This window comes from Cardiobacterium valvarum (genome assembly GCF_900460955.1).
Classification (GTDB): domain Bacteria; phylum Pseudomonadota; class Gammaproteobacteria; order Cardiobacteriales; family Cardiobacteriaceae; genus Cardiobacterium; species Cardiobacterium valvarum.
The window spans coordinates 2,125,943-2,152,500 of sequence record NZ_UFUW01000001.1 but is presented as its reverse complement, the minus strand read 5'-3'; the positions used below and the strand labels follow the sequence as shown (position 1 = coordinate 2,152,500).

Here is a 26,558-nt window from a genome sequence, read left to right as displayed (position 1 = left end):
TAAATATAGGAGAATATTGTATATATTTTTATTATCATTGTGATAATGATCTTTAAAAACTGGAAACATTCAATTTATATCAACTTAAATTGAGTAGCTGAGAAAAACAAGACGTTGTTACTTATGTTTTCCTCTATTTAGTTTAAAGCAGAAGTTCTACATCCATATTGGGGATAGTAAAATTTCTTTGCTTAAGACGAGTAGTAGATAAAGAAGAGAACAGTAAATTGCAATCATAGAGTTAGAGATAACTTGAGGTTGTATGATCAAGTGAATAAGTGCACACGGTGGATGCCTTGGCGACAACAGGCGAAGAAGGACGTGGTAATCTGCGAAAAGCCCCGGGAAGCTGATAACAAGCTGTGATCCGGGGATCTCCGAATGGGGCAACCCGACCTTAGGGTCATTCATGACTGAATACATAGGTTATGAAAGCGAACCGGGAGAACTGAAACATCTAAGTACCCCGAGGAAAAGAAATCAACCGAGATTCCGCAAGTAGCGGCGAGCGAACGCGGATTAGCCCAATTAAGTTGCGCATGAGTTAGCAGAACACTCTGGAAAGGGTGGCCATAGAAGGTGATAGCCCGGTATGCGAAAGCCATGCGTAATGAATCGAGTAGGGCGGGACACGTGAAATCCTGTCTGAATATGGGGGGACCATCCTCCAAGGCTAAATACTCGTTGTCGACCGATAGTGAACCAGTACCGTGAGGGAAAGGCGAAAAGAACCCTGGTGAAGGGAGTGAAATAGAACCTGAAACCGTGTGCATACAAGCAGTCAGAGCCGGAGAAGACCGGTGATGGCGTACCTTTTGTATAATGGGTCAGCGAGTTACATTTAGTGGCGAGGTTAACCGGATAGGGGAGCCGTAGCGAAAGCGAGTCTTAATAGGGCGAATAGTCGCTGGATGTAGACCCGAAACCGGGCGATCTATCCATGGGCAGGTTGAAGGTTGAGTAACATCAACTGGAGGACCGAACCCACGCATGTTGAAAAATGCGGGGATGACCTGTGGATAGGAGTGAAAGGCTAAACAAGCTCGGAGATAGCTGGTTCTCCCCGAAAACTATTGAGGTAGTGCCTTGTAGATTGACTCACGGGGGTAGAGCACTGTTTCGGCTAGGGGGTCATACCGACTTACCAACCCGATGCAAACTCCGAATACCGTGAAGTATTACTACAGGAGACACACGGCGGGTGCTAACGTCCGTCGTGAAAAGGGAAACAACCCAGACCGCCAGCTAAGGTCCCTAAATGACAGTTAAGTGGGAAACGAAGTGGGAAGGCTTAGACAGCTAGGAGGTTGGCTTAGAAGCAGCCATCCTTTAAAGAAAGCGTAATAGCTCACTAGTCGAGTCGTCCTGCGCGGAAGATTTACCGGGGCTAAACTGTCTACCGAAGCTGCGGATTTGCATGCAAATGCAAGTGGTAGGGGAGCGTTGTGTAAGCTGATGAAGGTGTGTTGAGAAGCATGCTGGAGGTATCACAAGTGCGAATGCTGACATGAGTAACGATAATGCGGGTGAAAAACCCGCACACCGAAAACCCAAGGTTTCCTGCGCAACGCTAATCGGCGCAGGGTGAGTCGGCCCCTAAGGTGAGGCGGAAACGCGTAGCTGATGGGAAACAGGTTAATATTCCTGTACTGATCATAATTGCGATGGGGGGACGGAGAAAGCTAGGCCAGCACACTGTTGGATGTGTGTTTAAGCGCGTAGGTTGAAAACTTAGGCAAATCCGGGTTTTTAAGACTGAAACGTGATGACGAGTTTCTACGGAAACGAAGTGGTTGATGCTCTGCTTCCAGGAAAAGCCTCTAAGCTTCAGATTATGATTAACCGTACCCCAAACCGACACAGGTGGGTAGGAAGAGAATTCCAAGGTGCTTGAGAGAACTCGGGTAAAGGAACTCGGCAAAATGATACCGTAACTTCGGGAGAAGGTATGCCTCTGATGGTGAATAGCTGTTGGAGGCCGCAGAGAATAGGCCGCTGCGACTGTTTAACAAAAACACAGCACTCTGCAAACACGCAAGTGGACGTATAGGGTGTGACGCCTGCCCGGTGCCGGAAGGTTAATTGATGGGGTGCAAGCTCTTGATCGAAGCCCCGGTAAACGGCGGCCGTAACTATAACGGTCCTAAGGTAGCGAAATTCCTTGTCGGGTAAGTTCCGACCTGCACGAATGGCGTAACGATGGCGGCGCTGTCTCTACCCGAGACTCAGTGAAGTTGAAATCGCTGTGAAGATGCAGTGTACCCGCGGCAAGACGGAAAGACCCCGTGAACCTTCACTATAGCTTGACACTGAACGTTGAAACAAGTTGCATAGGATAGGTGGGAGGCTAAGAAGCAGAGACTCTGGTTTCTGTGGAGCCATCCTTGAAATACCACCCTGCTTGTTTTGATGTTCTAACGCTAACCCGTGATCCGGGTTGCAGACAGTGTCTGGTGGATAGTTTGACTGGGGCGGTCTCCTCCCAAAGAGTAACGGAGGAGTGCGAAGGTGGGCTCGGTGCGGTCGGAAATCGCACCAAGAGTGCAAAGGCAGAAGCCCGCTTAACTGCGAGACATACAAGTCGAGCAGATACGAAAGTAGGTCTTAGTGATCCGGTGGTTCTGAATGGAAGGGCCATCGCTCAACGGATAAAAGGTACTCCGGGGATAACAGGCTGATTCCTCCCAAGAGTCCATATCGACGGAGGAGTTTGGCACCTCGATGTCGGCTCATCACATCCTGGGGCTGTAGCAGGTCCCAAGGGTATGGCTGTTCGCCATTTAAAGTGGTACGCGAGCTGGGTTCAGAACGTCGTGAGACAGTTCGGTCCCTATCTGCCGTGGGCGTTGGAGATTTGAGGGAAGCTGTTCTTAGTACGAGAGGACCGGAATGGACGAACCTCTGGTGTACCGGTTGTCACGCCAGTGGCACAGCCGGGTAGCTATGTTCGGAAGGGATAACCGCTGAAAGCATCTAAGCGGGAAGCCCCTCCCAAGATAAGATCTCCCTGAGACTGTAAGTCTCCTAAAGATCCGTTGTAGACTACGACGTTGATAGGCTCCATGTGGAAGTGTAGTAATATATGCAGCTAAGGAGTACTAATTGATCGTGAGACTTGATCATACAACGCTCAAGTTATTTTTAGTGCTCAATAAGTTTTAGATGATGGCTCTCTTAATTTAGATAAGAGAGAACGGTTTAATAATTGAATGTAACCGGTTTTCCTGACGGTCATAGAGCTGTGGTACCACCTGAACCCATGCCGAACTCAGAAGTGAAACGCAGTATCGCCGATGGTAGTGTGGGGTTTCCCCATGTTAGAGTAGGACACTGTCAGGGTCTTATCAAGCCTCCGTATCTAATGCGGAGGCTTTCTTTATGGGGCTGTACTAGATTAGCAGATATGTTACCCTCCGAAAATAAAGATAACACACTGCAAATTAAAGAAAAAAGTACAGAAAGAACTACTCCGTTTTTTGTGCTAGAAGTTACTGCACGTTCCGCCGCCGATATTTTGGATATCCATCCCAATTCGGCAGTCCTGTTCTACCGCAAAATTCGTATGGTTATCAGCCATCGTTTGACCTTGGCTGCCGATGAAGTTTTTGATGGTTCTGTCGAATTGGACGAAAGCTATTTCGGCGGACGTCGCAAGGGCAGACGTGGTCGCGGTGCGGCGGGAAAAGTTGTTGTCTTCGGCATTCTGAAACGCAACGGACGGGTCTATACAGTTGTGGTAGATAATGCCGAATCTGAAAGCTTACTACCTGTTATCAAGAAGAAAATCATGCCTGACAGTATTGTTTATACAGACAGCCTGAGCAGTTATGACAAACTGGATGTGAGCGGTCTTATCCATCACCGCATCAACCATTGCAAAGCGTTTGCCGAGCGCCGGAATCATATCAACGGCATTGAAAATTTTTGGAACCAAGCGAAGTGTGTACTGCGCAAATACAACGGCATTGACCGCAAATCTTTTCCGCTGTTCTTGAAAGAATGTGAATTTCGGTTTAACTTCGGTACGCCGTCCCAGCAGCTAAAAACGCTGCGTGATTGGTGTGAAATTTAGGGCTAATCTAGTACAGCCCCTTTTTTTAAGGGTGTTCAAAACGGTGGTATAATATGATTTATATAATCAAACTACGGATGGACCATCATCCAAGGAAGGCCTATGCGCTACCTGCCCTGTTTCTTGCTGCTTGCCGCGATTCCTGTTACGGCGCAACAACAGCTGGTATCTCCCGCCCAACTGGAACAACAGGCTGAAGCCCGGCAGACAGAAATCAACCGTTTCCAGGCCCCGCGCGGCTTTACGCCGGGCGAGCGGGCGTCCTCTACCCCGTCCTCTCACTCCGATACTGCGGCGCAAACGCGTTGCCTGCCGATACAGCGCGTTGTCCTTGATGGTGAACGGGCGGCCCGTTTCAGCCGTTACCTCAAGCAGGCGCTTTCCCGGCAAGCGCTGCAACCGCGCCGGACAGGGGAGGCGCAATACAGCATCAGCCGCGCGGACAGGGCGGCCTGCCTGAGCGCGGCGGATATTGAGCGTCTGGGCGAGGCGGTACAAAACGCCGTGATTGATGCCGGGCTTGTCACCAGCCGCATTGTGGTTGCCGACCAGGATCTGAACAGCGGCAACCTGCGCCTCACTATCCTGCCGGGCTACGCCGGCGACAAAAGCCTCACCCCTGATACGATAAACAGGCGCACCCCCAGTCTGCGCAGCACTATTCCCGTGCGCCGTGGCGAATTGCTGAACCTGCGCGATATCGAACAGGGGCTGGAGAACCTGCGCCGCCTGCCGACCGTGGAAGCAGGCATTGACATCGTGCCGGGTGGGCAGATGGGGCAGAGCGACCTGCAAGTGCGCTGGCAACAGCAGCGCTGGTGGCGCTTCAACTTTGCCGTGGATGACAGCGGCAGCAAAGCCACCGGCAAATACGTGGGTACGCTGGGCCTCTCCCTGGATAACCCCCTGCGTTTGAGCGATACCCTGGCGCTGAACTACAGCCGTAACCTGCTGCCCGGCAAAAAACAGCGCAGCCGGAGCGGACACAGCGGGCGCGGGCGCAGCGACAACCATGCTGCCAACTACAGCCTGCCGTTGGGCTACTGGACGCTGGAACTGGGGGCGAACCGTTATTACTACGACCAGGCTGTGGCGGGACAAACCCGCACCTACCACTACCAGGGCACGAGCACCCAGGAACAGGCCAACCTGAGCCGGACCCTGTACCGTAATGCGCGGCATAAAGTGGAGGCAAGCGTGGGCGTGTGGCAGAAGACCAGCAAAAGCTACGTGGATGATGCCGAGATTACCGTGCAGCGCCGCCGCCAGGGCGGCTGGCAGGCGGGCATCACGCACACTGCCTACTTGAGTACGGGCAACCTGCAAAGCAGCCTTAACTACAAAAAAGGCACGGGTGCCTTTTCCTCCTTGCCGGCACCCGAGACTGCCTGGGGCGAAGGCACCTCGCGCTTTGCCATCTGGACGGGGGATGTGAACTGGCAGCAGCCCTTCACCCTCGGCCAACAAACCTTTATCTGGAACAGCCGCCTGCACGGACAATGGACGGATGACCGCCTGACCCCGGTGGACCGCCTCAGCATAGGCGGACGCTACAACGTGCGCGGCTACAACGGCGAGATTACCCTCTCCGGCGATAAAGGCGCTTACCTGCGCAACGACCTGCAATGGCGTTACCGGGGACAACATGGTGTCTATCTGGCACTGGACGGCGGCCACGTCAGCGGTCCTGCAACCGCACGCCTGCCCGGCAAAACCCTGCTGGGCGGCGCACTTGGCCTCAAAGGCCGCTGGGATGCGCGCGGCGCCTGGCAGTATGACATCTTTATAGGTACCCCGCTGCACCAGCCGGATACCATGAACGCTGACAAAATCGTCGGCGGTTTCAATATCAACTACAACTACTGAGCCACCAAGGACAACCACCATGAACAAAAACTGCTACAAAACCATTTACAGCCGCAATCTGGGGCGCATCGTTGTCGTCAGTGAACTGGCGCGAAACGTCGGCAAAACCCGCAGCCAGGGGAGTAGCGGCGCATGGCAGCGCCTGTTACCGCTGAGCTGGCGGGTGGCGCTGGTACTGGGCAGCCTCGGCATCCTGCCGGCCGGGGCGGAGATCATCGCCGATAGCGACGCCGTGCGCGAACACCAGCCGCAAGTGCTGCTGAGCAGCGAAGGCGTGCCGCAGGTAGACATCCAGGCGCCAACGGCGGCCGGTGTATCGGTGAACGAATACACACGCTTCGACGTGGGCGGCGAAGGTGCCATCCTCAACAACAGCCGCAAAGGCGCGCCGACCCATATCGGCGGCTGGGTCAGCGGCAACCCCAACCTGCTCAAGAGCGACGCCAGCGTGATCGTCAACCAGGTCAACAGCAGCGACCCGTCGCGCCTGCACGGCACCCTTGAAGTGGCGGGCAAGCGGGCGGACGTCATCATTGCCAACCCGGCGGGCATCAGCGTCAACGGTGGCAGATTTATCAACGCGGATAAAGCCTGGCTGACGAGCGGCAAACCCGAACTGCAAGATGGCGCCTTCCGTGGCGTCAATGTCGGGCAGGGCCGTATCACCGTTGGCGCGGGCGGACTGGACGTGCGCGACAGCAACTACGCCGCCATCATCGCCAAGGCGGCGCAAATCGACGGGCCGGTGCGCGCCGGTGACAAGAAACTGGACATCATCACCGGTACCAACCGTGTTGACAGCGACGGCAACGTGCAAAAAACCGGCGGCGGCAGTGCCGCACCCGTTGCCATTGATACCGGCCACCTCGGCGGCATGTACGGCGGCAGCATCCGCCTCATCAGCAGTGACCGGGGCGTCGGCGTCAACCACGCCGGAGTAGTGCAGGCACAACAACTGCGCATCAGTGCAGACGGCAAACTGGAGAACCGGGGCAGCATCCAGGGCGATAACCTGCAAGTGGATGCACAAGCACTGGCGAATCACGGCAAAATCAGCCAGGGCAACGGCACCCTGAACATCACGGCCGGCAACGTGGATAACCACGGCGGCATCTACCGCAACCGCGTCGCGGCACAAGACGCGGTACAAGACGGCAAAACCCCGGGAAAAGCCAAGGCCGCGACCGGCAAAAGCGCAGACGGACATATCCGCCTCAAGGGTACGCTCGCCAACAACGGACAAATCACCAGCGGCGGCGAAGTGAACCTCAGCGCCGCGCGGGACCTCAACAACAGCGGCGACATTGATGCGGGTACCCTGCGCGTGGCGGAGGGCAGCCATAAAAACAGCGGAAATATCCGCACCCGGAACGCAGCACTGAGTGGTCGCCGTCTGGATAACCGGGGCAGCATCAGCGCGGCGGACACCCTGACCGTCCACACCAAAACCCTCGAGAACGATGGCAGCCTGCGCGCCAGCGCGCTGGATCTTGCTGGTGACAGCCTGTACAACCGGGGTGAAATCAGCGGTACGGGCAGCGGCGAAATGCAGATTACGACGGCCAGCTGGCATAACCTTGGCTACGTTGGTCGTGGTGGCGAAAAAAGCGGCGCGGCAACGGGTGCGGCAACGGATAACAGCGGCGGCGGCACGGGCGGCAGCCGCCTGCGCTACACCCGCATCAACAACGAAGGCAGCATCAGCCAGGCGGGCGGAGTGTCGCTGGATGTGAAAGGCGAGTTTGCCAACCACGGCAGCATGACGCTCAACAGCCTGACCTATCGTGGCGAGACCCTGGACAACCGTGACGGACGCCTGCAAACCCAAAAGGCCGACATCAGCGCGCACACCCTGGATAACGAAAACGGCCTCTTTGCCGCCGAGCATATCAGCCGCCTGGACCTGACGGGCAAACTGAACAACAAAAACGGCACCTTTTACAGCGGTGATGACCTGCGCTTCACCGTGCCGCACTTCGAGAACCCGGAAGGCTCGAGCTTCGGCAGCGGCAAAACCCTCAGCGTCAAAAGCGATACCCTCAACAACGACGGCCGCCTCTTTGCCGCGAACGTGCTGGAACTGCAAACCCAGCAACTGAATAACCGGGGCAGCCTGCAAGGCGGGGCACTGGCCATTGACGCCGGCACCCTGACCAACAGCGGCCAGATCGAACAGACCGGACGCGGCACCCTGACCATGCGTGCACAAAACCTTGATAACCGGCAAACGGGCATCATCGGCAAAAGCCCGGCAGACGGCAAAAACGGCAGCAGCAGTGGTGCGACGAGTGCCACTGCTGCCGACGGTCACATCAGCGTCAGCGGCACCCTGACCAACAGCGGCCGCATCAGCGCGGCGGGCAAACTGCGCCTGGAAGGTGGCGCCAAAATCCATAATGCCGGGCACATCCAGATAGAAGAACTGGCGAGCCGCGGCACCCTGCTTGACAACCACGGCCACCTGCAGGCCGATAACGCCTGGTTAAGCGGCGACGTGCTCACCAACTACGGCACCCTCATCGCCGGCACCTATCACGAATTCCGCTACGACCAGAGCGTGACCAACCACGGCCATATCTATGGCCGGCACGACTACCGTATCGACAGCCCGCAAATCACCAACCACCAGGGCGCCCACATCGGTGGCGCGGCCGGCCTGCAGCTGGGCGGCAACGTGGACAACCGGGGCGACATCCGCGCGCAGCGCCTCGGCATCGATGCGGGCGGCACCCTGACGAACAGCGGCAACCTCATCGGCACGGAACAACTGCAACTCAGCGGCATTCACACCACAAACAGCAGCAGCGGCCTGATCTACGGTGGCCGTACCGACATTGACGGCGGCAGCCTGACGAACCACGGCCGCATTGGTGCGGCCCGCGAACTGCGCTTCACCCTGCCGCAACTCACCAACCACGGCCAGCTGTTCAGCGCCGGCCTGATCACGGGTGAAGTGGCACGTCTTGACAACCATGAACTGATCCGGGGACAAACCGTCACCCTGCGCGGCATGACCCTCAACAACCACGGCCAGATTGCGGCGGATAGCCGCCTGACCCTGGAACAGCAGCAACTGACGAATCACGGCCTGCTGGATGCGGCGCGCTTTGCCATTAGCGGCCGGCAACTCGATAACCACGGCATCATCCGCCAGCGCGGCGGCACCCTGGCCATCAAAACCGGCCAACTGGACAACCGGGGCAACATCGGCCTGCTGCCGGCAGACAAACCCGCCACGGGCAGCGGTAACGGCACGGGCCCTGCCCCGGGCAATAGTGTGGCAAACAGCGGCACAAGCGGCGGTTCCGGCAGCATCGAACTGGCCGGCATTAACAACCACAGCGGCGGAGCCATCCTGAGCGCGGGCCAAACCGACCTCAGCGTTAACCAGCAACAGCTCGTCAACTACGGCAAAATGCAGCTCGGCACCTTCCATTACAGCGGCGACGCCCTCGATAACTACGGGAAAATCCGTGCGCGACGCGGTGAACTGAGCGGCAAAACGCTGACGAACCGCGAAGGCGCCGTCCTGAGCGCTGGCGACTTTGCCACCTTCAACTTTACCGACAACATCAAGAACAGCGGCACCCTCTACAGCGACAGCAACTTCCGCCTGCACAGCACGCACATCGAAAACCACGGTGCGAACAGCCTCATCGCCAGCAGCGGCACACTGGACATCAACAGCGAGCGCGTGGAAAACAGAGGCCGCATCCAAAGCGGCGGCAGCTTGCAGGGCAACATCGGCAGCCTGGAAAACAGCGGCCTGCTTGGCAGCGGTGGCAACCTGCAACTCGACCTGCAACGCCTCGACAACCAGGGCACAGGCCAACTGCTGGCGCGTGGACGCCTCAGCCTGGCTGTTAGCGGCGCCATCCGCCAGTACGGGCAAATAACGGCGGGCGGGCCCCTGCAACTGCACGTCCCGCTACTGGCGAACCACGGCACCATCCAGGGCGCGGCGACCGCCCTGCACATTGACGGCAAACTGGACAACCACGGCACCATCGCCGCGCGCGGCAGCCAGCACATCAACAGCCGGCGCCTCGACAACGCCGGACTCGTCACAGCCGCCAGCCTGCACCTTAAAAGCGACACGCTCGACAACCGGGGCGACATCCGCCAGACCGGCAGCGCCGGCTTCAACATCCGCGTCGCCGAACTGGACAACCGCCAAGGCGCCACCCTGGGCGAAAACCGCGCGGCCGATCATCCCGCACCAGGCGGACGACCCCCAGCAACACCCGCCACACCGCCTGCAACGGGCAGCGGTGCGAACGGCAGCATCACCGCCACCACCCTGACAAACAGCGGCAACATCGTGGCTGGCGGGGCGGTGGACCTCACGACCACAAAGCGCCTCAACAATGACGGCACCCTGCGCGCCAGCCGCCTGCTGGCAGACGGCGAAAAAATGCGCAGCACGGGCGACATTGACGCCACCGATGCCGTCATCCGCAGCAAAGACACCGACATCGGCGGCCGCTTCAGCGGCCAGCGCCTCGACCTGGACATTGAGCACTACACCAACCGTGCCATCCTGCGCTTTGACCACATCAACTGGAACAAACTCAAAACCCTCAGCAACTACGGCGACATCGACAGCAAAACCAGCCTCAACTTCCGCATGACGCGCCTGGAAAACGGCGCGGGCGGCAGCCTGCGCACCGCCGGCACCTTTGACTTTAACGGCGAACACCTCAAAAACGACGGCACCCTGCTCAGCCAGGGGGCGCAAACCATCACCGCCAGACACATCGAAAACAGCGGCCTGCTGGCCAGCGGCGCCGGACAGACCCTGCGCGCCGGAAAAATCAGCCATCACGCCGGCGGCGAAATCGACGCGACCCACATCGACTGGCAGGCGGATACCATCAACAACGACGGCGCCGTCTTCATCGGCGGCAACAGCGCCCTCACCATCAGCGCGCCCGCCATCACCAACCACGGCATCATCGGCCAGACCGACATCAACCTGCCCAACCGCGCCCACCAACTGAGCGAGGCGGTGGCCCGGGCACGACAGGCTGCACAACCACAAAACCCACGGACAGCGCAAAACCCGCCCGCGCCCGCCCCGCAAAATCCCCCGCCGGCACTGCCGGCAAGCAAAGTCGAGGCCAGAAAACAGCTCAGCATCGGCTCCAGCCAGGGCGGCTTTATCAGCAACGGCCGGGTCAGCGTGACCACCCCCAACCTCGCCAACCACGGCAAAATGCGCCTGGCAGAACTCGACGTGGCCGGCACGGCCAGCGACCCCGGCACCTTCACCAACAGCGGCCAGATTGATGCCGATACCACCCGCATCATCACCCCGGACATCCACAACAGCGGCACCCTGGCAAGTGCCAACCTCACCCTGGAAACCGAACGCCTGCAAAACAGCGGTACCCTGGCCGGTGAGCACAGCTACACCGTCAATGCCAAAGAAAGCATCAAAAACAGCGGCAACATCCTCTCGGGCAAGACCCTCACCCTGAACAGCCCGTACCTGGAAAGCAGCGGCGGGCGCATCAGCGCGGTGGACCTCATCCTCAACCTGCCGGACTACCTGCATAACGGCGGCAAAATCATCGCCCGCCACCTCACCCTGAACACCCCGCACCTCAAGAATAGCGGCCACATCTACGGCGAAGCGGACTACCAGGTCAAAGTGGACACCCTGGTGAACAGCGGCATCCTCTCCAGCCCGGGCAAACTGACCGTTGCGGCGCTGCATGACCGGCTCGCCATTGCCAACGACGGACAAATCCTCGCCGGACAAACCGGGCTGACCGCCGACAGCCTGCACGGCAGCGGCACCGTCTCCGGCGCCGATAGCGCGACCGTCCGCGTCGGCAGCGTCAGCGGTTCACAAAGCATCACCGCCGGACGCCACCTGCAACTCGACGTCGCGGGTGAACTCAGCACAAGCGGCACCATCGGTGCTGGCGGTGTGGCGGACATCCGCGCGGCGAACATCCATAACGGCGGCAAACTGCTCGCCGGACAAGAACTCAACCTGACGGCCGGCACCCTCAACAACACCGGCCTCATCAACACCAGCGGCACGACCCGCATCCGCGTCAACCACCTTGCCAACCACGGCCGCCTCTACGGCGACTGGGTAGACCTCATCACCCCCTACCTGAAAAACCACGACGGCGCCGTCATCGCGGCGCGGCGGCACCTCGAAGTGGACGGCGGCACCATCGACAACCGCCTCGGCAGCGCGAATGGCGCCGCACCGCTGATCAAGAGCGACGGCAGCATGCTGCTCAAAGGACAAAGCCTGGATAACGGCGGCGGTACCGTACAAAGTGCGGGGAATATGGAACTGCGCGGCCTGCGCGTCAAAAACGACAACCCCTACTTCCAGACCTACACCAAAGTCGAAGAAAAAAAAGGGCAGCAGTTCATGCGCAGCCTGGACGATAACGCCCCCAATCGCGGCCTGCACGAGCGCAGCAAATTCAAAGAAGGACAGCGCAAATACATCGCCCGCGACCCGGGCGCCGTTGGCGGCATCAAAGAAATCAACCGCACCCAGGAAATCACCGCCGACGTGCGCACCGAAACCACCGAAGTACAGCACAGCACCCCGGGGCGCATCCTCGCCGGCGGCAACCTCATCGTGAATGCCACCTCCATCACCAACGACAAGGGACAAGTCATCGCCGGCGGTGCCATTACCTACCAAAATGGCGGCGACATCCACAATCAGGATGCCGAGCGCACCACCCAAACCTTCTACAACGGCACCTACGAAAACACCGTTGATACCAAAAGAAAATGGGGGATTGGACACAAACGCAGAACCTACGCCAAAGGCGAATACCACGACTCCACCCCGCCCCAGACCGGCAAAATGAACATCGTCAAAACCGCCGCACACAGCGAACCGGGACTGATCGCGCACGACAACAGCGCCGGCAGCGACGTTGCCGCGAGCAGCGGCCCGGTCGAGCGCATCGAAAGCGGCGGCTACGTGACCACCGGCGTTAACCAGCTCCTGCCGGACGGACAACTCTTCCAGAGCGCGGACAACGGGCGCGACCCCCTGCTGCGTACCGACCCGGACTACATCGGCGGCGTCACGGCAGACATCCCCGCCTACCGCAAACCGGCCGCCCCGCAAGGCGGCACACAACCCCCCGCCGTGGCGCAGGCAGACCGCAGCACACCGCAGGCCCGGGCGCGCAACGGCAAAGAAGCGCTGGCGCTGGTTGAAGCCAACCTTGCCGACCGCCTCAAAGCACGGCTGAACCGCATCGAAGGCCGCCTGGCCGATATCAACCCGCAAGATGCGCCGCAAAACGGCGTCAGGTTCGGCGTGGACCAAAACAAAATCGCCGCACTGGAACCCTGGCTGCCGCCGGGCCTGGATCCGCACGACCTGCACAAACCCATTGGCGATCTCTACGCCAACCTCGAACTCGTGCGCCGCCAGCTCGCCCTGCAAACCGGACGCCTGCAACTGCCAGGCGAAGGCGACGAAATCGGGCGCTACAAAGCACTGCTGGCGAGCGGCGAAAAAATCCGCGCCCGCTTCGGCCTCAAACCAGGCGTAGCATTGAGCGCCGCGCAAATGGCCGAACTCACCGGCGACGCCCTGCTCATGGTCAACACCCGCGTACGCGGCGCCGATGGCCGCTGGCACGACGTCAGCGTGCCGCAGCTCTACAGCAAAAAACGCCAGGGCGACGTGGATGGCCGCCGCACCCTGATCAGCGGCGAACACATCGCAGGCCGTGCCGGCAACCTCGACAACCATGCCATCTTCAACGCACGACAAAGCAACACCCTGCAAGTCGCCAAAGCCGACAACCGCGGCGGCACCCTCAGCGCGCGCGACCTGCTACTCGAGAGCGACAGCGCCATTGACAACACCGGCGGAGAAATCCGCGCCCGCCGCATCCTCAACCTCAAAAGCGGCGGCGACATCATCAACGACAGCACCACCAGCAGCGCGGGCGGCAGCAGTGCCAACAGTGCCTGGCGCAAAGAAAACATCAACCGCCGCGGCCGCATCATCCTCGACGGCGGAAACGGCGAAGAAGACAACAGCCAGGGCTACCTGCGCCTCTACGCCGGCGAGAACATCGAAAGCCGCACCGGCGACATCGAGAACCGCAACAGCGGCAGCCAGAGCATCCTCAGCGGCAAACACGTCCACTTTGACGTGCGCAGCCTGGAGAACCGCTTCACCCAGAACAGCGGCGGACAAAGCCGCCTTGGCGCGCCGGGGCGCGAGTACCTGAGCGAGCGGGCCGCAACCGAGTACGGCAGCCGCATCCAGGGCAAAGGCGACATCCTCATCCACGCCCGGGAAGGCAAAGTCCACGGCCGGGGCATGCAGATCAACAGCGATAACGGCACCGTGGCCATCTACGGCCGTGATGGCGTCGACCTGCATAACGGCTGGGAAGAACGCGACCACATCAGCAGCCGGAACCACAAAGACCACCGCCTCACCGGCCGCAAAGAAAACGAGACCTACCGCGAAGAACACGGCAAGAGCGCCATCCCCGGCCTGATCAGCGGCAAGCGGGTCGCCATCGTCGCCGGTTACGACCCGGAAAACCACACCAAACAGAACAGCAACGCCAATGTGAACCTCAGCGGCATCTACGCCGTCTCGGACAAAGGCACCCTGCTCAAAGCCGGGCACGACGTCACCGTGAGCGCGGCAGAAGAAACCTACCGCACCGCCACCCGCAGCTACCAGCGCAAGAGCGGCCTCTTCTACTCCCTGCAAAACCCGCTCAGTGTGGAAATAGGTCGCCGCGAATGGGATAACCGCAACAAGGGCCACGGCAAACACTACGCGCCCAGCCTGGTTGGCGCCCTGGACGGCAACGTCACCATCGAAGCGGACAACCACTACCAGAACAACGGCAGCATCATCCACGCCTCGCGCAAAGAAAACCTCGGCCCGGTGGCGAGCAAAGCCGAACTGGCGGCAATGACGGACGCCGAGCGCGATGCCTACTGGGCCAAACGGAAGCACGCGGGCAACGTCATCATCCGCGCAAAAAGCGCGGCGGAGACAGCGCTGGTTGCCGACCATCACAACGAACAGGAAAACCGCTTCCAGAGCCGTGGCCTGAAAATCGGCCTGATCGGGGGTGCGGCGGATAACATCAACGCCACGGCGAGCAACCTGTACACCCTGAGCCACACCGGCAACAGCCGCGTCAAAGCGATGGCGGCGGGACTTGCCGCCTACAACCTGCAACAAAGCATGATGCAGTTCCAGCAGGGCGGAAAAGGTGGTGCGGGTGGCGGCGGTGGCAACACCAAAATCGCCATCACCTACGGCGTGAGCAAAAGCAAAAGCGAGACCAAGAGCGACTGGCAGGGCGTGCAGGCGGCACAAACCACCGCCGACGGCACCGTCTACATGCAAGTGCGGGGTGGCGGAGGAAACAGCACCTACACCAACACCGGCTCGGACATCGGCGGTGGCGAACGTACTATCTTTGACGTCGAAGGCAAAAAAACCTTCCAGTCAGTGCTGACCAACCAGCACCTGCGCAACGACAACCGCTCCTGGGAAGCGCATGGCGGCATAGCCTTTGACAGAAACACCATCGGCGTTAACGCCGGCGGTGCCATCGCCGGCGGCTACTACGAAGGGACAGAAGGCCTGCACCGCCTGAGCCGCGTTGGCAGCCTGACGGGGCACACCGACCTGGGCGAAGGCAAAACCACCCTGCACGGCGGCCAAGTCTTTGGCCGCAGCATCCGGGCGCGCACCGAAGACCTGACCATCATCAGCCCGCAGGGCACGGGGCGCGAACGCGGCATGCAATATAGCCTCGGCGCAGACATTACCGTCGGCTATGGCTTCGTGAGCGGCAGTGTTGACGCTAACTACAGCCGCCTGGAAGGCGACTACAAAACCGTCAACGCCACCAGCGGTGGCCGCGACGCGGCAGACGGCCTCACCGGCAGCGACACACGCAGCCGTGACCTTGCCAGCAACATCCACGCCAGTGACGCCGCCTACAACGCGCGCCATGCCCATCTGAGCGGCCAAAGCGGCTTCTATGCGGGCGCAGACGGCTTCGACATCGAAAACAAAGGCGAAGCCCGCCTGCTGGGTGGCATCATCACCTCAGACAAAAGTGCAGAACAAAACGGCTACAACCGCTTCGTGACCGACACCCTGTACCTGGAAAACATCGAAAACCACAGCAGCAGCAAAGGCTTTGCGATCGCGGCCAATGCGGGCTACAGCAAAGAGCAGGACGAAAAAACCGGCGAATGGCAGCCGGGCATCCTGAACAGCAGCCGGGGCGCCACCCTGCACCACGACAACCAGCGTGGCACCACCTATGCCGCGATCGGTACAACCAACATCACCATCCGCGACGCCGCACAACAACAGGCGAAGACCGGACACAGCGTGGAAGAAACCATCGCGCAGGCGCAGCGTGACATCTGGACAGACAGCGCGCCCGGCGCAGGCGGGGCAACCCGGAGCAACCTGATCGGACAGGACAAACTGCACGATATGGCGGAAGAAGCGCGGGTCAAGCGCGAAGTGGACCAAACCCGCCAGCAAATCCTGCAGAAAAAAGACAAAGAACTGGAACAACTGCAAGCCCAGCGGGAAGCCGGCACCATCAGCGAAAACGAGTACCAGCGGCGCGCGAACGACATCCACAGCAGCAAACGGCTCATCGATGGCGGCCTGCGCGCCATTACCGCGCCGGGCGGCGGTGCCACCGGAGCGATGATGGGCTTTGTCCAGCCCTACGCGGCGCAGTGGCTCAAAGAAAACACCACCCCGGGCAGCTTCGCGCACGTGGGCGGGCACTTTGCCCTGGGCGCATTCAACGCCCTGGCCAACGGCGGCAACGGCGGCGATGCGCTGCTGAGCGGCACGGCGGCGGGGGCGGCAGAAATCGCCATACCGCAGCTGGCGCAACGCCTGTACGGCACCAGCGACCCGGACAAACTGACGGCGGTGCAGAAAGCGAACCTGAAAGCGGCAGCAGCCCTCTTTGGCACGGCAGTTGGCGGTGCGGGTGGCAACGCGGTCAATGCCGCCAACGCCGGCAGTGCGGCGGAGAATGCGGTGGAAAATAACCAACTTACAAATCCCTATGGTGTAAAACATCTGAACGAAAAAGAATTCGCTGTACACAACATACTCTACAAAGCAGGCGTAGAAGATGTTGAACCTTACCAGCAAGCCTTTAATCAAGCCCAAACCGTAGAAGAGCGGGATGCCATAATCCAGCAAATGAAGGAGGCAGACGAGCGTTCCTCAAAAATAGTTCATAACGTTTATATGCGGGGAGAACTGACACGAGATCAACTTTTAGATACCTACATACTCTCTTATGCAGAAAAAATGATGCATGGTGCAGGTGAAGGAGATAAAGCGAATGGAAAACTTGGCAACGCAGGTTGGTTAGAGACTTCGCCTTACACATATAACAGCCACAGTTGGACACCAGCAGGCATTGAAAAGAATAACTATATTCATAGTGCGAGAGTTCATGCTATAGAGAGCAAACTACAAGATCAAAGTCGCAGTAAAGAAGAACTGGAAGATTTTAGGCTACGTACAGATGCAGTAAAATCCCTAACTGATGGCATTCCTGGACCAGATGTAGGTAGAAAAATATACGCTAGTATTACTAGTGAAGACCCTTTAAAGGCTATTCATACCATTTCTTTGCTTAAAAAGGCGAAACCTCTAAATAATAACATTGATACATTTAAAAATAATTATCCTGAGGATCCGGTAGTTCTACAGCATGTTCCAAGAGAGTTGATTAAAGATAAAAATGGGAGATTTTGGCTCAAAAGCCCAAATGGAAGAATGATTACGCCTTCTGGATCCTATAACTACGTTACGTTGCCAGATGGACGTATAATAGTTGCAAGGCCTAATGTAAATACAGGATTCTCAACGCATTTAGGATTAAGTAGAGGTGGCGAGGTAAGGTATGCTGGGGAAATTAGATTCTTCAATAATGCTGGTCCTCAACGTGGTAATATCTCATATTGGAATTCTAATTCTGGCCACTACACACCATCTTTTGAAGCTAGGCATAATGCTGGGCTACCATTAAATCTATACAAAGAGAATGGTGTATATGGAAAATAAAATGACGTTACTTTATTTACGCAGTCTGTCAAATGAACAGGCGATGGAATGGCTAATAAAAAATTACCCTTTAGATTCAGATAAGTATTATATGGTTTTTTATTTAATCCCACATCTATCTTGGAAAAAGAAATATAGAAGAAAACTTGCTGAATATTATTTTGCAAAACTACCATTTGCAAGCGACATTCCTTTCACATCTTTTTTAAAAATAATGCCACCTCATGAGATGTTAAAAATTATTGATTACGTACTTTCCAATGATAAAAAAGATTTAAAAAGCATTGAACTTTCATTGTATTATATTAATAATGCTCTTGTAAAAAATAATAATGGCAAAGAATGGGATAATAAAAACATGGATGCCATCAATAACTTTTTTACAAAATTCAAATGTATAGTAAACTCTTTATAAAGATAGATAGAGATGCTAGGTTGAATTTATTAGAGTTCAAAACATGCTTGTGCTGGCCAAGCTGGCACAATAGCAAAAGATGCTGCGTCGTTGCCGATCAAAACGGCAAACAGCAAACCATCGTTTCAGACAGCAAACACCCGTACTTTGCCCAATACGGCGACGACCCGACCCCGCCCGCACCATCGGCAGGCAAGCCCTACCACGGCGACATTAAAAACGCCTACTGGGTCAACGCCGCCGACCTTGAAGCAGGCCACAAACTGCTGGATGATCACAACCACTGGCAAACCGTGGTCAGCGTTACCGTCAAAAAAGAGCCGCTCAACAGCTACAACCTCGAAGTCGATACTGACCACACCTACTTCATTCGCGGCTTGCAAGGCGATCGTGGTATCTGGGTGCACAACAAAGACTGTTGGAACCAGCTGCCTGCCAATGCCACCATGGACAAAGTTGGCGGACAAGAGGTCTATCGCTTTACTGACCGCAACAGAACCGTGATGGTCGTCAAAAACGATAAATGGACACCGGGTGGCAAAGAAGCAAAATACTACGAGGTCAATATTGATAACGGCAGAGCGGTTATCGCAAATGCAAACAAACCTGATCTCTATCACTCGGTGGGGAAGCAAGCTAAAAACGATAAAGGCCAGTTTATTGTAGATCCCAATAACCCACGTCAATATACTGGTTATGATCGACCCAAACTCAATGCCAAAACTCAGGAAGAGATATATAAGAATTATAAACCCCTTCCAAATGGTGATTATTGGGATATAAAAAACAACAAGCTCATTGAAGCACCTATCGATATAGGTCATGGCTACGGGCTTGAGCACAGACGCCTGGCATTGGCAGCAGAAGAAGTTGGGCTGACGCAACAAGAGTTCAACAAGTTTGTTAATTCCCATCCTGAGTATTTTCGTTTAGAGAATGCGCCACGAAACCGTGGGCATTTTGATGAAAAACCAGGGATAGATGAAATTGAAAAAATTGTAAGAGATATGAAGAAATTCATAAAACAGAATAGGTGATATATGGAAAAAAGCATTGTAATTGGCATTCAAATTCTTGATGCACTTGACGAAGCTGATTTTGCAGCGCTTGATAAATTATTCGCTGTTGATGCAGATATAAATAAAATCACAGAAAATGATAAATGGTCATGGTTACATAAAGCTTTATTAGGATTTGATTCTCAAAAACCTCCCCGAGAAAGTATTGAATATTTAATAAGGCATGGCCTTGATGTTAATGCACAAGATCGCTATGGCATGACCCCCCTACATTACGCAATGCGCAGTAAGAATGTAGCAGCCGCAACAGCCTTATTAGAAGCCGGAGCTGATCCTAATATTCCCAATATAGAAAACGTAACACCTTTAGCCTGTATAGGGGGGATGCCCGAACAGCTAGGACTATTAAAACTGATGCTAGATAAAGGCGGTAACGTAAATTATTTTAATGGACAACATGGCATATTGGAAGGATTGAAAAAATATGGCAGTGAAATACCGCACTTCCCAGAAGTTATCGCATTAATGGAGAAATATGATAAGACCGCACAAATCAACTCGACAGATAATAAAAGTGAACCATAGAATATTTATTAATGCCCATCCTGAATGTTTTCTTTTATAAAATGCACTACGAAACCGTGGACATCTTGATGAGAAACCAGGAAATAGTGGAATTAGAGATATAGTTGATAAAATGCAGGCTTTTATAAAAAAAGAGAGGTAATTTATGGATAAGGAACTGGAAATAGGCGTAAGCCTTCTTAGAGCTTTTAAGAGAGCTGACCTTTATGAGGCTGAAAGAATAATCTCAGAGAATAATATAGATATACGCAAAGTTACAGAATCTGATAAATGGTCATGGCTACATAAGGTTTTGCTAGGTTTTGAGCCAGATGTGCCGCCTAAAAAAACTGTTGAATATTTGATTCAACAAGGACTGGATGTTAATGCACAAGACCGATATGGCATGACCCCTCTACATTACGCAATGCGCAGTAAAAACGTGGCAGCCGCAACAGCCTTATTAGAAGCCGGAGCTGATCCTAATATTCCCAATATAGAAAACGTAACACCTTTAGCCTGTATAGGAGGGATGCCCGAACAGCTAGGACTATTAAAACTGATGCTAGATAAAGGCGGTGACGTAAATTATTTCAATGGACAACATGGTTTATTGGAAGGATTAAAAAAGTATGGCAGTGATATACCACACTTCCCGGAAGTTATCGCATTAATGGAGAAATATGATAAGACCGTACAAATCAACTCGACAAATAATGAAAGTGAACCATAGAATATTTGTTAATGCCCATCCTGGATATTTTCTTTATAGAAAATTTACTACAAAACCGTGGACATCTTGATGAGAAACTAGGGATTGATGAATTTGAAAAAAATTGTAGAAGAAATGAAGAATTTCATAAAACAAAATAGGTAATATATGGAAAAAAGTATTATGATTGGTATTCAAATTCTTGATGCACTTGACGAAGCTGATTTTGCAGCGCTTGATAAATTATTCTCTGTTGATGCAGATATAAATAAAATCACAGAAAATGATAAATGGTCATGGTTACATAAAGCTTTATTAGGATTTGATCCTCAAAAACCTCCCCGAGAAAGTATTGAATATTTAATAAGGCATGGTCTTGATGTTAATGCACAAGACCGATATGGCATGACCCCTCTAAATTACGCAATGCGCAGTAAGAACGTAGCAGCCGCAACAGCCTTATTAGAAGCTGGAGCTGACCCTAATATTCCCAATATAGATCGGGTAACACCATTAGCCTATATAAATGGCATGCCCGAACAGTTATCCCTGTTAAAGCTTATGTTGGATAAAGGGGGAGATGTCAATTTCCACAATGGTGATCATGGCATATTAGAAGGGGTTAAAAAATATTCTGGTGATGATCCTGCTTTTAAAGAAGTCATTGCGTTAATGGAACAATATGACAAGACAGCGAAAAACAATTCACCAAATTATAAAAACGAACCGTAGTGAGCGTAGGATGGATAACGTTTGTGAACGTCTAAAAAGCCACCAAGCGGGATAAATACCGGCTCCTTGCCGTTTACCCATGCGGCGAGACAGGCACAACGCTCAAAGCCGACACTTTCACCTTGGCGAAAACGAAAATCCGCCGCAGGACGGCGGATTTTTTGCACGAACTCAGCATTTATCTCGCTTGACGCGAAGCCAGCGTTTACCTCGCTTGGCGACGAGCCCAGTGTTTTTCTTGCTTGGCGCCCAAACAGGCATAATGCCCGCATCCTTCCCACGTCCTGTAACCCCATGACCACCACCGCAAAATCGGCACAGCGTACATTCCGCCTGTGGGCAAGGATGGCACTGCTGCCGGTTTTGCTTGTTTCCCTGCCTGCTGCTTTCAGTCATGGCGGCACCCTCAGCGCACGCGACCTGCTACTCGAGAGCGACAGCGCCATTGACAACACCGGCGGAGAAATCCGCGCCCGCCGCATCCTCCACCTCAAAAGCGGCGGCGACATCATCAACGACAGCACCACCGGCAGCGCGGGCGGCAGCAGTGCCAACAGTGCCTGGCGCAAAGAAAACATCGACCGCCGTGGCCGCATCATCCTCGACGGCGAAGGCGGCGAAGAAGACAACAGCAAAGGCGGTATGCACCTCTACGCCGGCGAGAACATCGAAAGCCGCACCGGCGACATCGAGAACCGCAACAGCGGCAGCCAAAGCATCCTCAGCGGCAAAAACGTCCACTTTGACGTCCGCACCCTGGAGAACCGCTTTACCCAAAACAGCGGCGGAGAGAGCCGCCTCGGCGCGCCGGGGCGCGAGTACCTGAGCACGCGGGTCGCAACCGACCACGGCAGCCGCATCCAGGGCAAAGGCGACATCCTCATCCACGCCCGGGAAGGCAAAGTGCACGGACGGGGCATGCAGATCAACAGCGATAACGGCACCGTGGCCATCTACGGCCGTGACGGCGTCGACCTGCATAACGGCTGGGAAGAACGCGACCACATCAGCAGCCAGTACCACAAAGGCCGCCGCCTCACCGGCCGCAAAGAAAACGAGACCTACCGCGAAGAACACGGCAAGAGCGCCATCCCCGGCCTCATCAGCGGCAAGCGCGTACAAATCGTTGCCGGCTACGACCCGGCAAGCGGAAAAAAACAGAACGGCGATGCCAACGTGAACCTCACCGGCATCTACGCCGTCTCGGACAAAGGCACCCTGCTCAAAGCCGGGCACAACGTCACCGTGAGCGCGGCAGAAGAAACCTACCGCACCGACTACCGCGACTACCAGCGCAAGAGCGGCCTCTTCTACTCCCTGCAAAACCCGCTCAGTGTGGAAACAGGTCGCCGCGAATGGGATAACCGCAACAAGGGCCACGGCAAACACTACGCGCCCAGCCTGGTTGGCGCCCTGGACGGCAACGTCACCATCGAAGCAGACAACCACTACCAGAACAACGGCAGCATCATCCACGCCTCGCGCAAAGAAAACCTCGGCCCGGTGGCGGGCAAGGCTGAACTGGCGGCGATGACGGACGCCGAGCGCGATGCCTACTGGGCCAAACGGAAGCACGCGGGCAACGTCCTCATCCGCGCAAAAAGCGCGGCGGAGACAGCGCTGGTTGCCGACCACCACAGCGAACAGGAAAACCGCTTCCAGAGCCGCGGCCTGAAAATCGGCCTGATCGGGGGCGCGGCGGATAACATCAACGCCACGGCAGGCAACCTGTACACCCTGAGCCACACTGGCAACAGCCGCGTCAAAGCGATGGCGGCGGGACTTGCCGCCTACAACCTGCAACAAAGCATGATGCAGTTCCAGCAGGGCGGAAAAGGCGGTGCGGGCGGCGGCGGTGGCAACACCAAAATCGCCATCACCTACGGCGTGAGCAAAAGCAAAAGCGAGACCAAGAGCGACTGGCAAAGCGTGCAGGCGGCACAAACCACCGCCGACGGCACCGTCTACATGCAAGTGCGGGGTGGCGGAGAAAACAGCACCTACACCAACACCGGCTCGGACACTGGCGGCGGCGAACGCACCATCTTTGATGTCGAAGGCAAAAAAACCTTCCAGTCAGTGCTGACCAACCAGCACCTGCGCAACGACAACCGCTCCTGGGAAGCACACGGCGGCATAGCCTTTGACAGAAACACCATCGGCGTCAACGCCGGCGGTGCCATCGCCGGCGGCTACTACGAAGGGACAGAAGGCCTGCACCGCCTGAGCCGCGTTGGCAGCCTGACGGGGCACACCGACCTGGGCGAAGGCAAAACCACCCTGCACGGCGGCCAAGTCTTTGGCCGCAGCATCCGGGCGCGCACCGAAGACCTGACCATCATCAGCCCGCAGGGCACGGGGCGCGAACGCGGCATGCAATATAGCCTCGGCGCAGACATTACCGTCGGCTATGGCTTCGTGAGCGGCAGTGTTGACGCCAACTACAGCCGCCTGCAAGGCAACTACAAAACCGTCAACGCCACCAGCGGTGCCCGCGACGCGGCAGACGGCCTCACCGGCAGCGACACACGCAGCCGTGACCTTGCCAGCAACATCCACGCCAGTGACGCCGCCTACAACGCCACACACGCCTGGCGCAGCGGCCAAAGCGGCTTCTATGCGGGCGCAGACGGCTTCGACATCGAAAACAAAGGCGAAGCCCGTCTGCTGGGTGGCATCATCACCTCAGACAAAAGTGCAGAACAAAACGGCTACAACCGCTTCGTGACCGACACCCTGCACCTGGAAAACGTCGAAAACCACAGCAGCAGCAAAGGCTTTGCGATAGCGGCCAATGCGAGCTACAGCAAAGAGCAGGACAAAAACACCGGCGAATGGCAGCCGGGCAGCCTGAACAGCAGCCGGGGCGCCACCCTGCACTACGACAACCAGCGTGGCACCACCTATGCCGCGATCGGCACAACCAACATCACCATCCGCGATGCCGCACAACAACAGGCGAAGACGGGACACAGCGTGGAAGACACCATCGCGCAGGCGCAGCGTGACATCTGGACAGACAGCGCACCCGGCGCAGGCGGGGCAACGCGGAGCCACCTGACCGGACAGGACAAACTGCACGATATGGCGGAAGAAGCGCGGGTCAGGCGCGAAGTGGACCAAACCCGCCAGCAAATCCTGCAGAAAAAAGACAAAGAGCTGGAACAACTGCAAGCCCAGCGGGAAGCCGGCACCATCAGCGAAAACGAATACCAGAGGCGCGCGAACGACATCCACAGCAGCAAACGGCTCATCGATGGCGGCCTGCGCGCCATTACCGCGCCGGGCGGCGCAGCCGGGGCGGCAGCGGCCTTCACCCAGCCCTACGCAGCACAATGGCTCAAAGAAAACACCACCCCGGGTAGCTTTGCGCACGTGGGCGGACACTTTGCCCTGGGCGCACTCAACGCCCTGGCCAACGGCGGCAGCGGCACGGATGCCGCGCTAAGCGGAGCGGGGGCAGCGGGGGTGGAAATGGCCATTCCGCAGCTGGCGCAACGCTGGTACGGCACAAGCGACCCGGACAAACTGACGGCGCAGCAGAAAGCGAACCTGAAAGCGGCAGCAGCCCTCTTTGGCACGGCAGTTGGCGGCGCGGGCGGCAACGCGGTCAATGCCGCAAATGCCGGCAGCGCGGCGGAAAATGCGGTGGGGAATAACTTCCTCGGTGTCTATTCGCAAGCTCGATATGACGAAAGCAGAAAAAATATTGCAGCGGGGAGAAACGCTCCTGAAGACAACATTGATTATGCGCAACTTAGTGAAAAGGATCAGATCTCTGATTACTACCTGAAAAAATGGAGAAACGGGGAGACACTTAAAGAACACCAGTTGTTATATCTAGATGAAGCAATAAAGAATTACTATTCAGAAAATGTTGAAAAATACGGGATACCGTGGGCCGTGCAAGATGTGTATTCATTACTATATGGCACGACACCCACGATGAGGCCCAAAAACTATGATTATCCATTTGCCGGAACCAAAGAACAAAAACATGAATGGGAAAAGGCAAACCCGCACCGTATTATTCAAAGACCACTTGTTGACAAAATAGACCAAGGGGCCTTCCAGGAAGATCTCCATAACTATTATCAGGCGCGTGGCGGCATACTGAGGGATGCCATTAATGACAGGGATACCTACCTAGGTATAGGTGCAACTGTTGTAGCTGGTTCAGGAACCAATCTGGGCAAGTTCGTAACAGGCGTTCTAATTGGTCATGGCTCTTCTGAAGCTTACAAGGGCAAAAAAGAGTTTGAGCAAGGCAACAAGCTGGATGCTTTCATACATTTTGGCACAGCAGCTCTGGAGTTTACCGGTGCTGGGGTAAGAACCCCCCTAGGCTCAAAACTAGGAAATTTCAACCCTTTTAAAAAAGCCATTGCAAAAGCCAAAGCAGCAGAAGCCCAAGAAAGACTGGCTGCCCAGTATTTATTACGCGATTCAGGACTTAAGCCACCAGCTCGGGTAATTAGCAACGATGTCCCGCTGGCAAAGGGTACAACCGCTACAGGGACTAATGCGGGTACAACTTTTAGGCTTGAACCCCAACCGCAAGCGGCTTTCCCCAAAGCTGTTGCTCCTGAAGCCTTACCGCTCTCTAGCAATGTTGGCGTGTACAATCCTAATACATATGGAATCCCCGCAACATCAGCGCATGCAAGGGTTTATCTGCGAGAAAATTATGCCGCTTTAGCGGGTATCCCGCGTAGAATTGATCAAATATGGGGCTCTTCCATTGATGATCTGGCTAGATCATTTCAAATGGATGGCGCAACCGTCACGCTAAAGGCGCCTAGGGGAAGTTCCTCAGGGCTCGCAAAAATATATAAAGTGGAAGGCCATCCGTTTGTCAAAGAAATCCAAAAACACCCTGGTGGTACCACGCATGGTGAAGGTGAATATTATAAAATCACTTATGAAGATGGCGTGGAGATTAGAATAATAGATCCGGATTCCGGATTTAACCCTCTATCTATAAAAGAGGGCAAGCAGTTCTATTATGACAATCATGGTCGACCCATAGACTATGATTCGGTAAATAAAAGATGGTTTAGAAAATGACAGAG

At 55.8% G+C, this 26,558-nt stretch carries 9 protein-coding genes, 2 rRNA genes and 1 pseudogene; 11 read left to right on the top strand and 1 reads right to left on the bottom strand.

From position 1 onward, the window contains the following. The first annotated feature begins 264 nt into the window (after positions 1-264). The 10 genes and pseudogenes from DY250_RS10470 (at position 265) to DY250_RS10430 (ending at position 21,486) form a co-directional block, all read left to right on the top strand. Positions 265-3,123 (top strand): 23S ribosomal RNA (locus DY250_RS10470). Positions 3,124-3,223: 100 nt separating this feature from the next. Next, positions 3,224-3,339: ribosomal RNA gene (rrf, locus tag DY250_RS10465) — 5S ribosomal RNA — on the top strand. Positions 3,340-3,419: 80 nt separating this feature from the next. Beyond that, a pseudogene (locus tag DY250_RS10460) lies at positions 3,420-4,072 on the top strand (IS1595 family transposase). 102 nt (positions 4,073-4,174) lie between these two features. After that, positions 4,175-5,938: a ShlB/FhaC/HecB family hemolysin secretion/activation protein gene (locus DY250_RS10455; protein WP_115612239.1), complete on the top strand. Its 1,764-nt coding sequence runs from the start codon at positions 4,175-4,177 to the stop codon at positions 5,936-5,938. Between the two features lie 19 nt (positions 5,939-5,957). Beyond that, positions 5,958-18,044, top strand: a complete 12,087-nt coding sequence (locus DY250_RS10450; RefSeq protein ID WP_115612238.1) for a two-partner secretion domain-containing protein — start codon at positions 5,958-5,960, stop codon at positions 18,042-18,044. After that, positions 18,034-18,459, top strand: a complete 426-nt coding sequence (locus DY250_RS13785; protein ID WP_143312278.1) for a hypothetical protein — start codon at positions 18,034-18,036, stop codon at positions 18,457-18,459. Before DY250_RS10450 ends, DY250_RS13785 begins: the two co-directional genes overlap by 11 nt. Continuing rightward, positions 18,438-19,496 carry a polymorphic toxin-type HINT domain-containing protein gene (locus DY250_RS10445; RefSeq protein WP_115612237.1) on the top strand — a complete coding sequence of 353 codons (1,059 nt, stop codon included), beginning with the start codon at positions 18,438-18,440 and terminating at the stop codon, positions 19,494-19,496. The genes DY250_RS13785 and DY250_RS10445 overlap by 22 nt, the downstream gene beginning before the upstream one ends. Before the next feature lie 3 nt (positions 19,497-19,499). Continuing rightward, positions 19,500-20,063 (top strand): ankyrin repeat domain-containing protein, encoded by a 564-nt coding sequence (locus DY250_RS10440; RefSeq protein WP_115612236.1) that lies wholly within the window; start codon positions 19,500-19,502, stop codon positions 20,061-20,063. A gap of 145 nt (positions 20,064-20,208) precedes the next feature. After that, complete coding sequence (locus DY250_RS10435; protein WP_115612235.1) at positions 20,209-20,775, top strand: ankyrin repeat domain-containing protein; 567 nt, start codon at positions 20,209-20,211, stop codon at positions 20,773-20,775. Positions 20,776-20,922: 147 nt separating this feature from the next. Further along, entirely contained in the window at positions 20,923-21,486 is a 564-nt protein-coding gene (locus tag DY250_RS10430) for an ankyrin repeat domain-containing protein (RefSeq protein ID WP_115612234.1), read from the top strand. Here the strand turns inward: DY250_RS10430 and DY250_RS13780 are convergent. Next, positions 21,468-21,782, bottom strand: a complete 315-nt coding sequence (locus DY250_RS13780) for a hypothetical protein (protein WP_147293509.1) — start codon at positions 21,780-21,782, stop codon at positions 21,468-21,470. The genes DY250_RS10430 and DY250_RS13780 overlap by 19 nt on opposite strands. Between DY250_RS13780 and DY250_RS10425 the strand changes: the two genes are divergently transcribed. After that, a complete protein-coding gene (locus DY250_RS10425) occupies positions 21,781-26,553 on the top strand; it encodes a hemagglutinin repeat-containing protein (protein WP_115612233.1) in 4,773 nt (1,590 codons plus the stop codon). The genes DY250_RS13780 and DY250_RS10425 overlap by 2 nt on opposite strands. Positions 26,554-26,558: the final 5 nt, after the last annotated feature.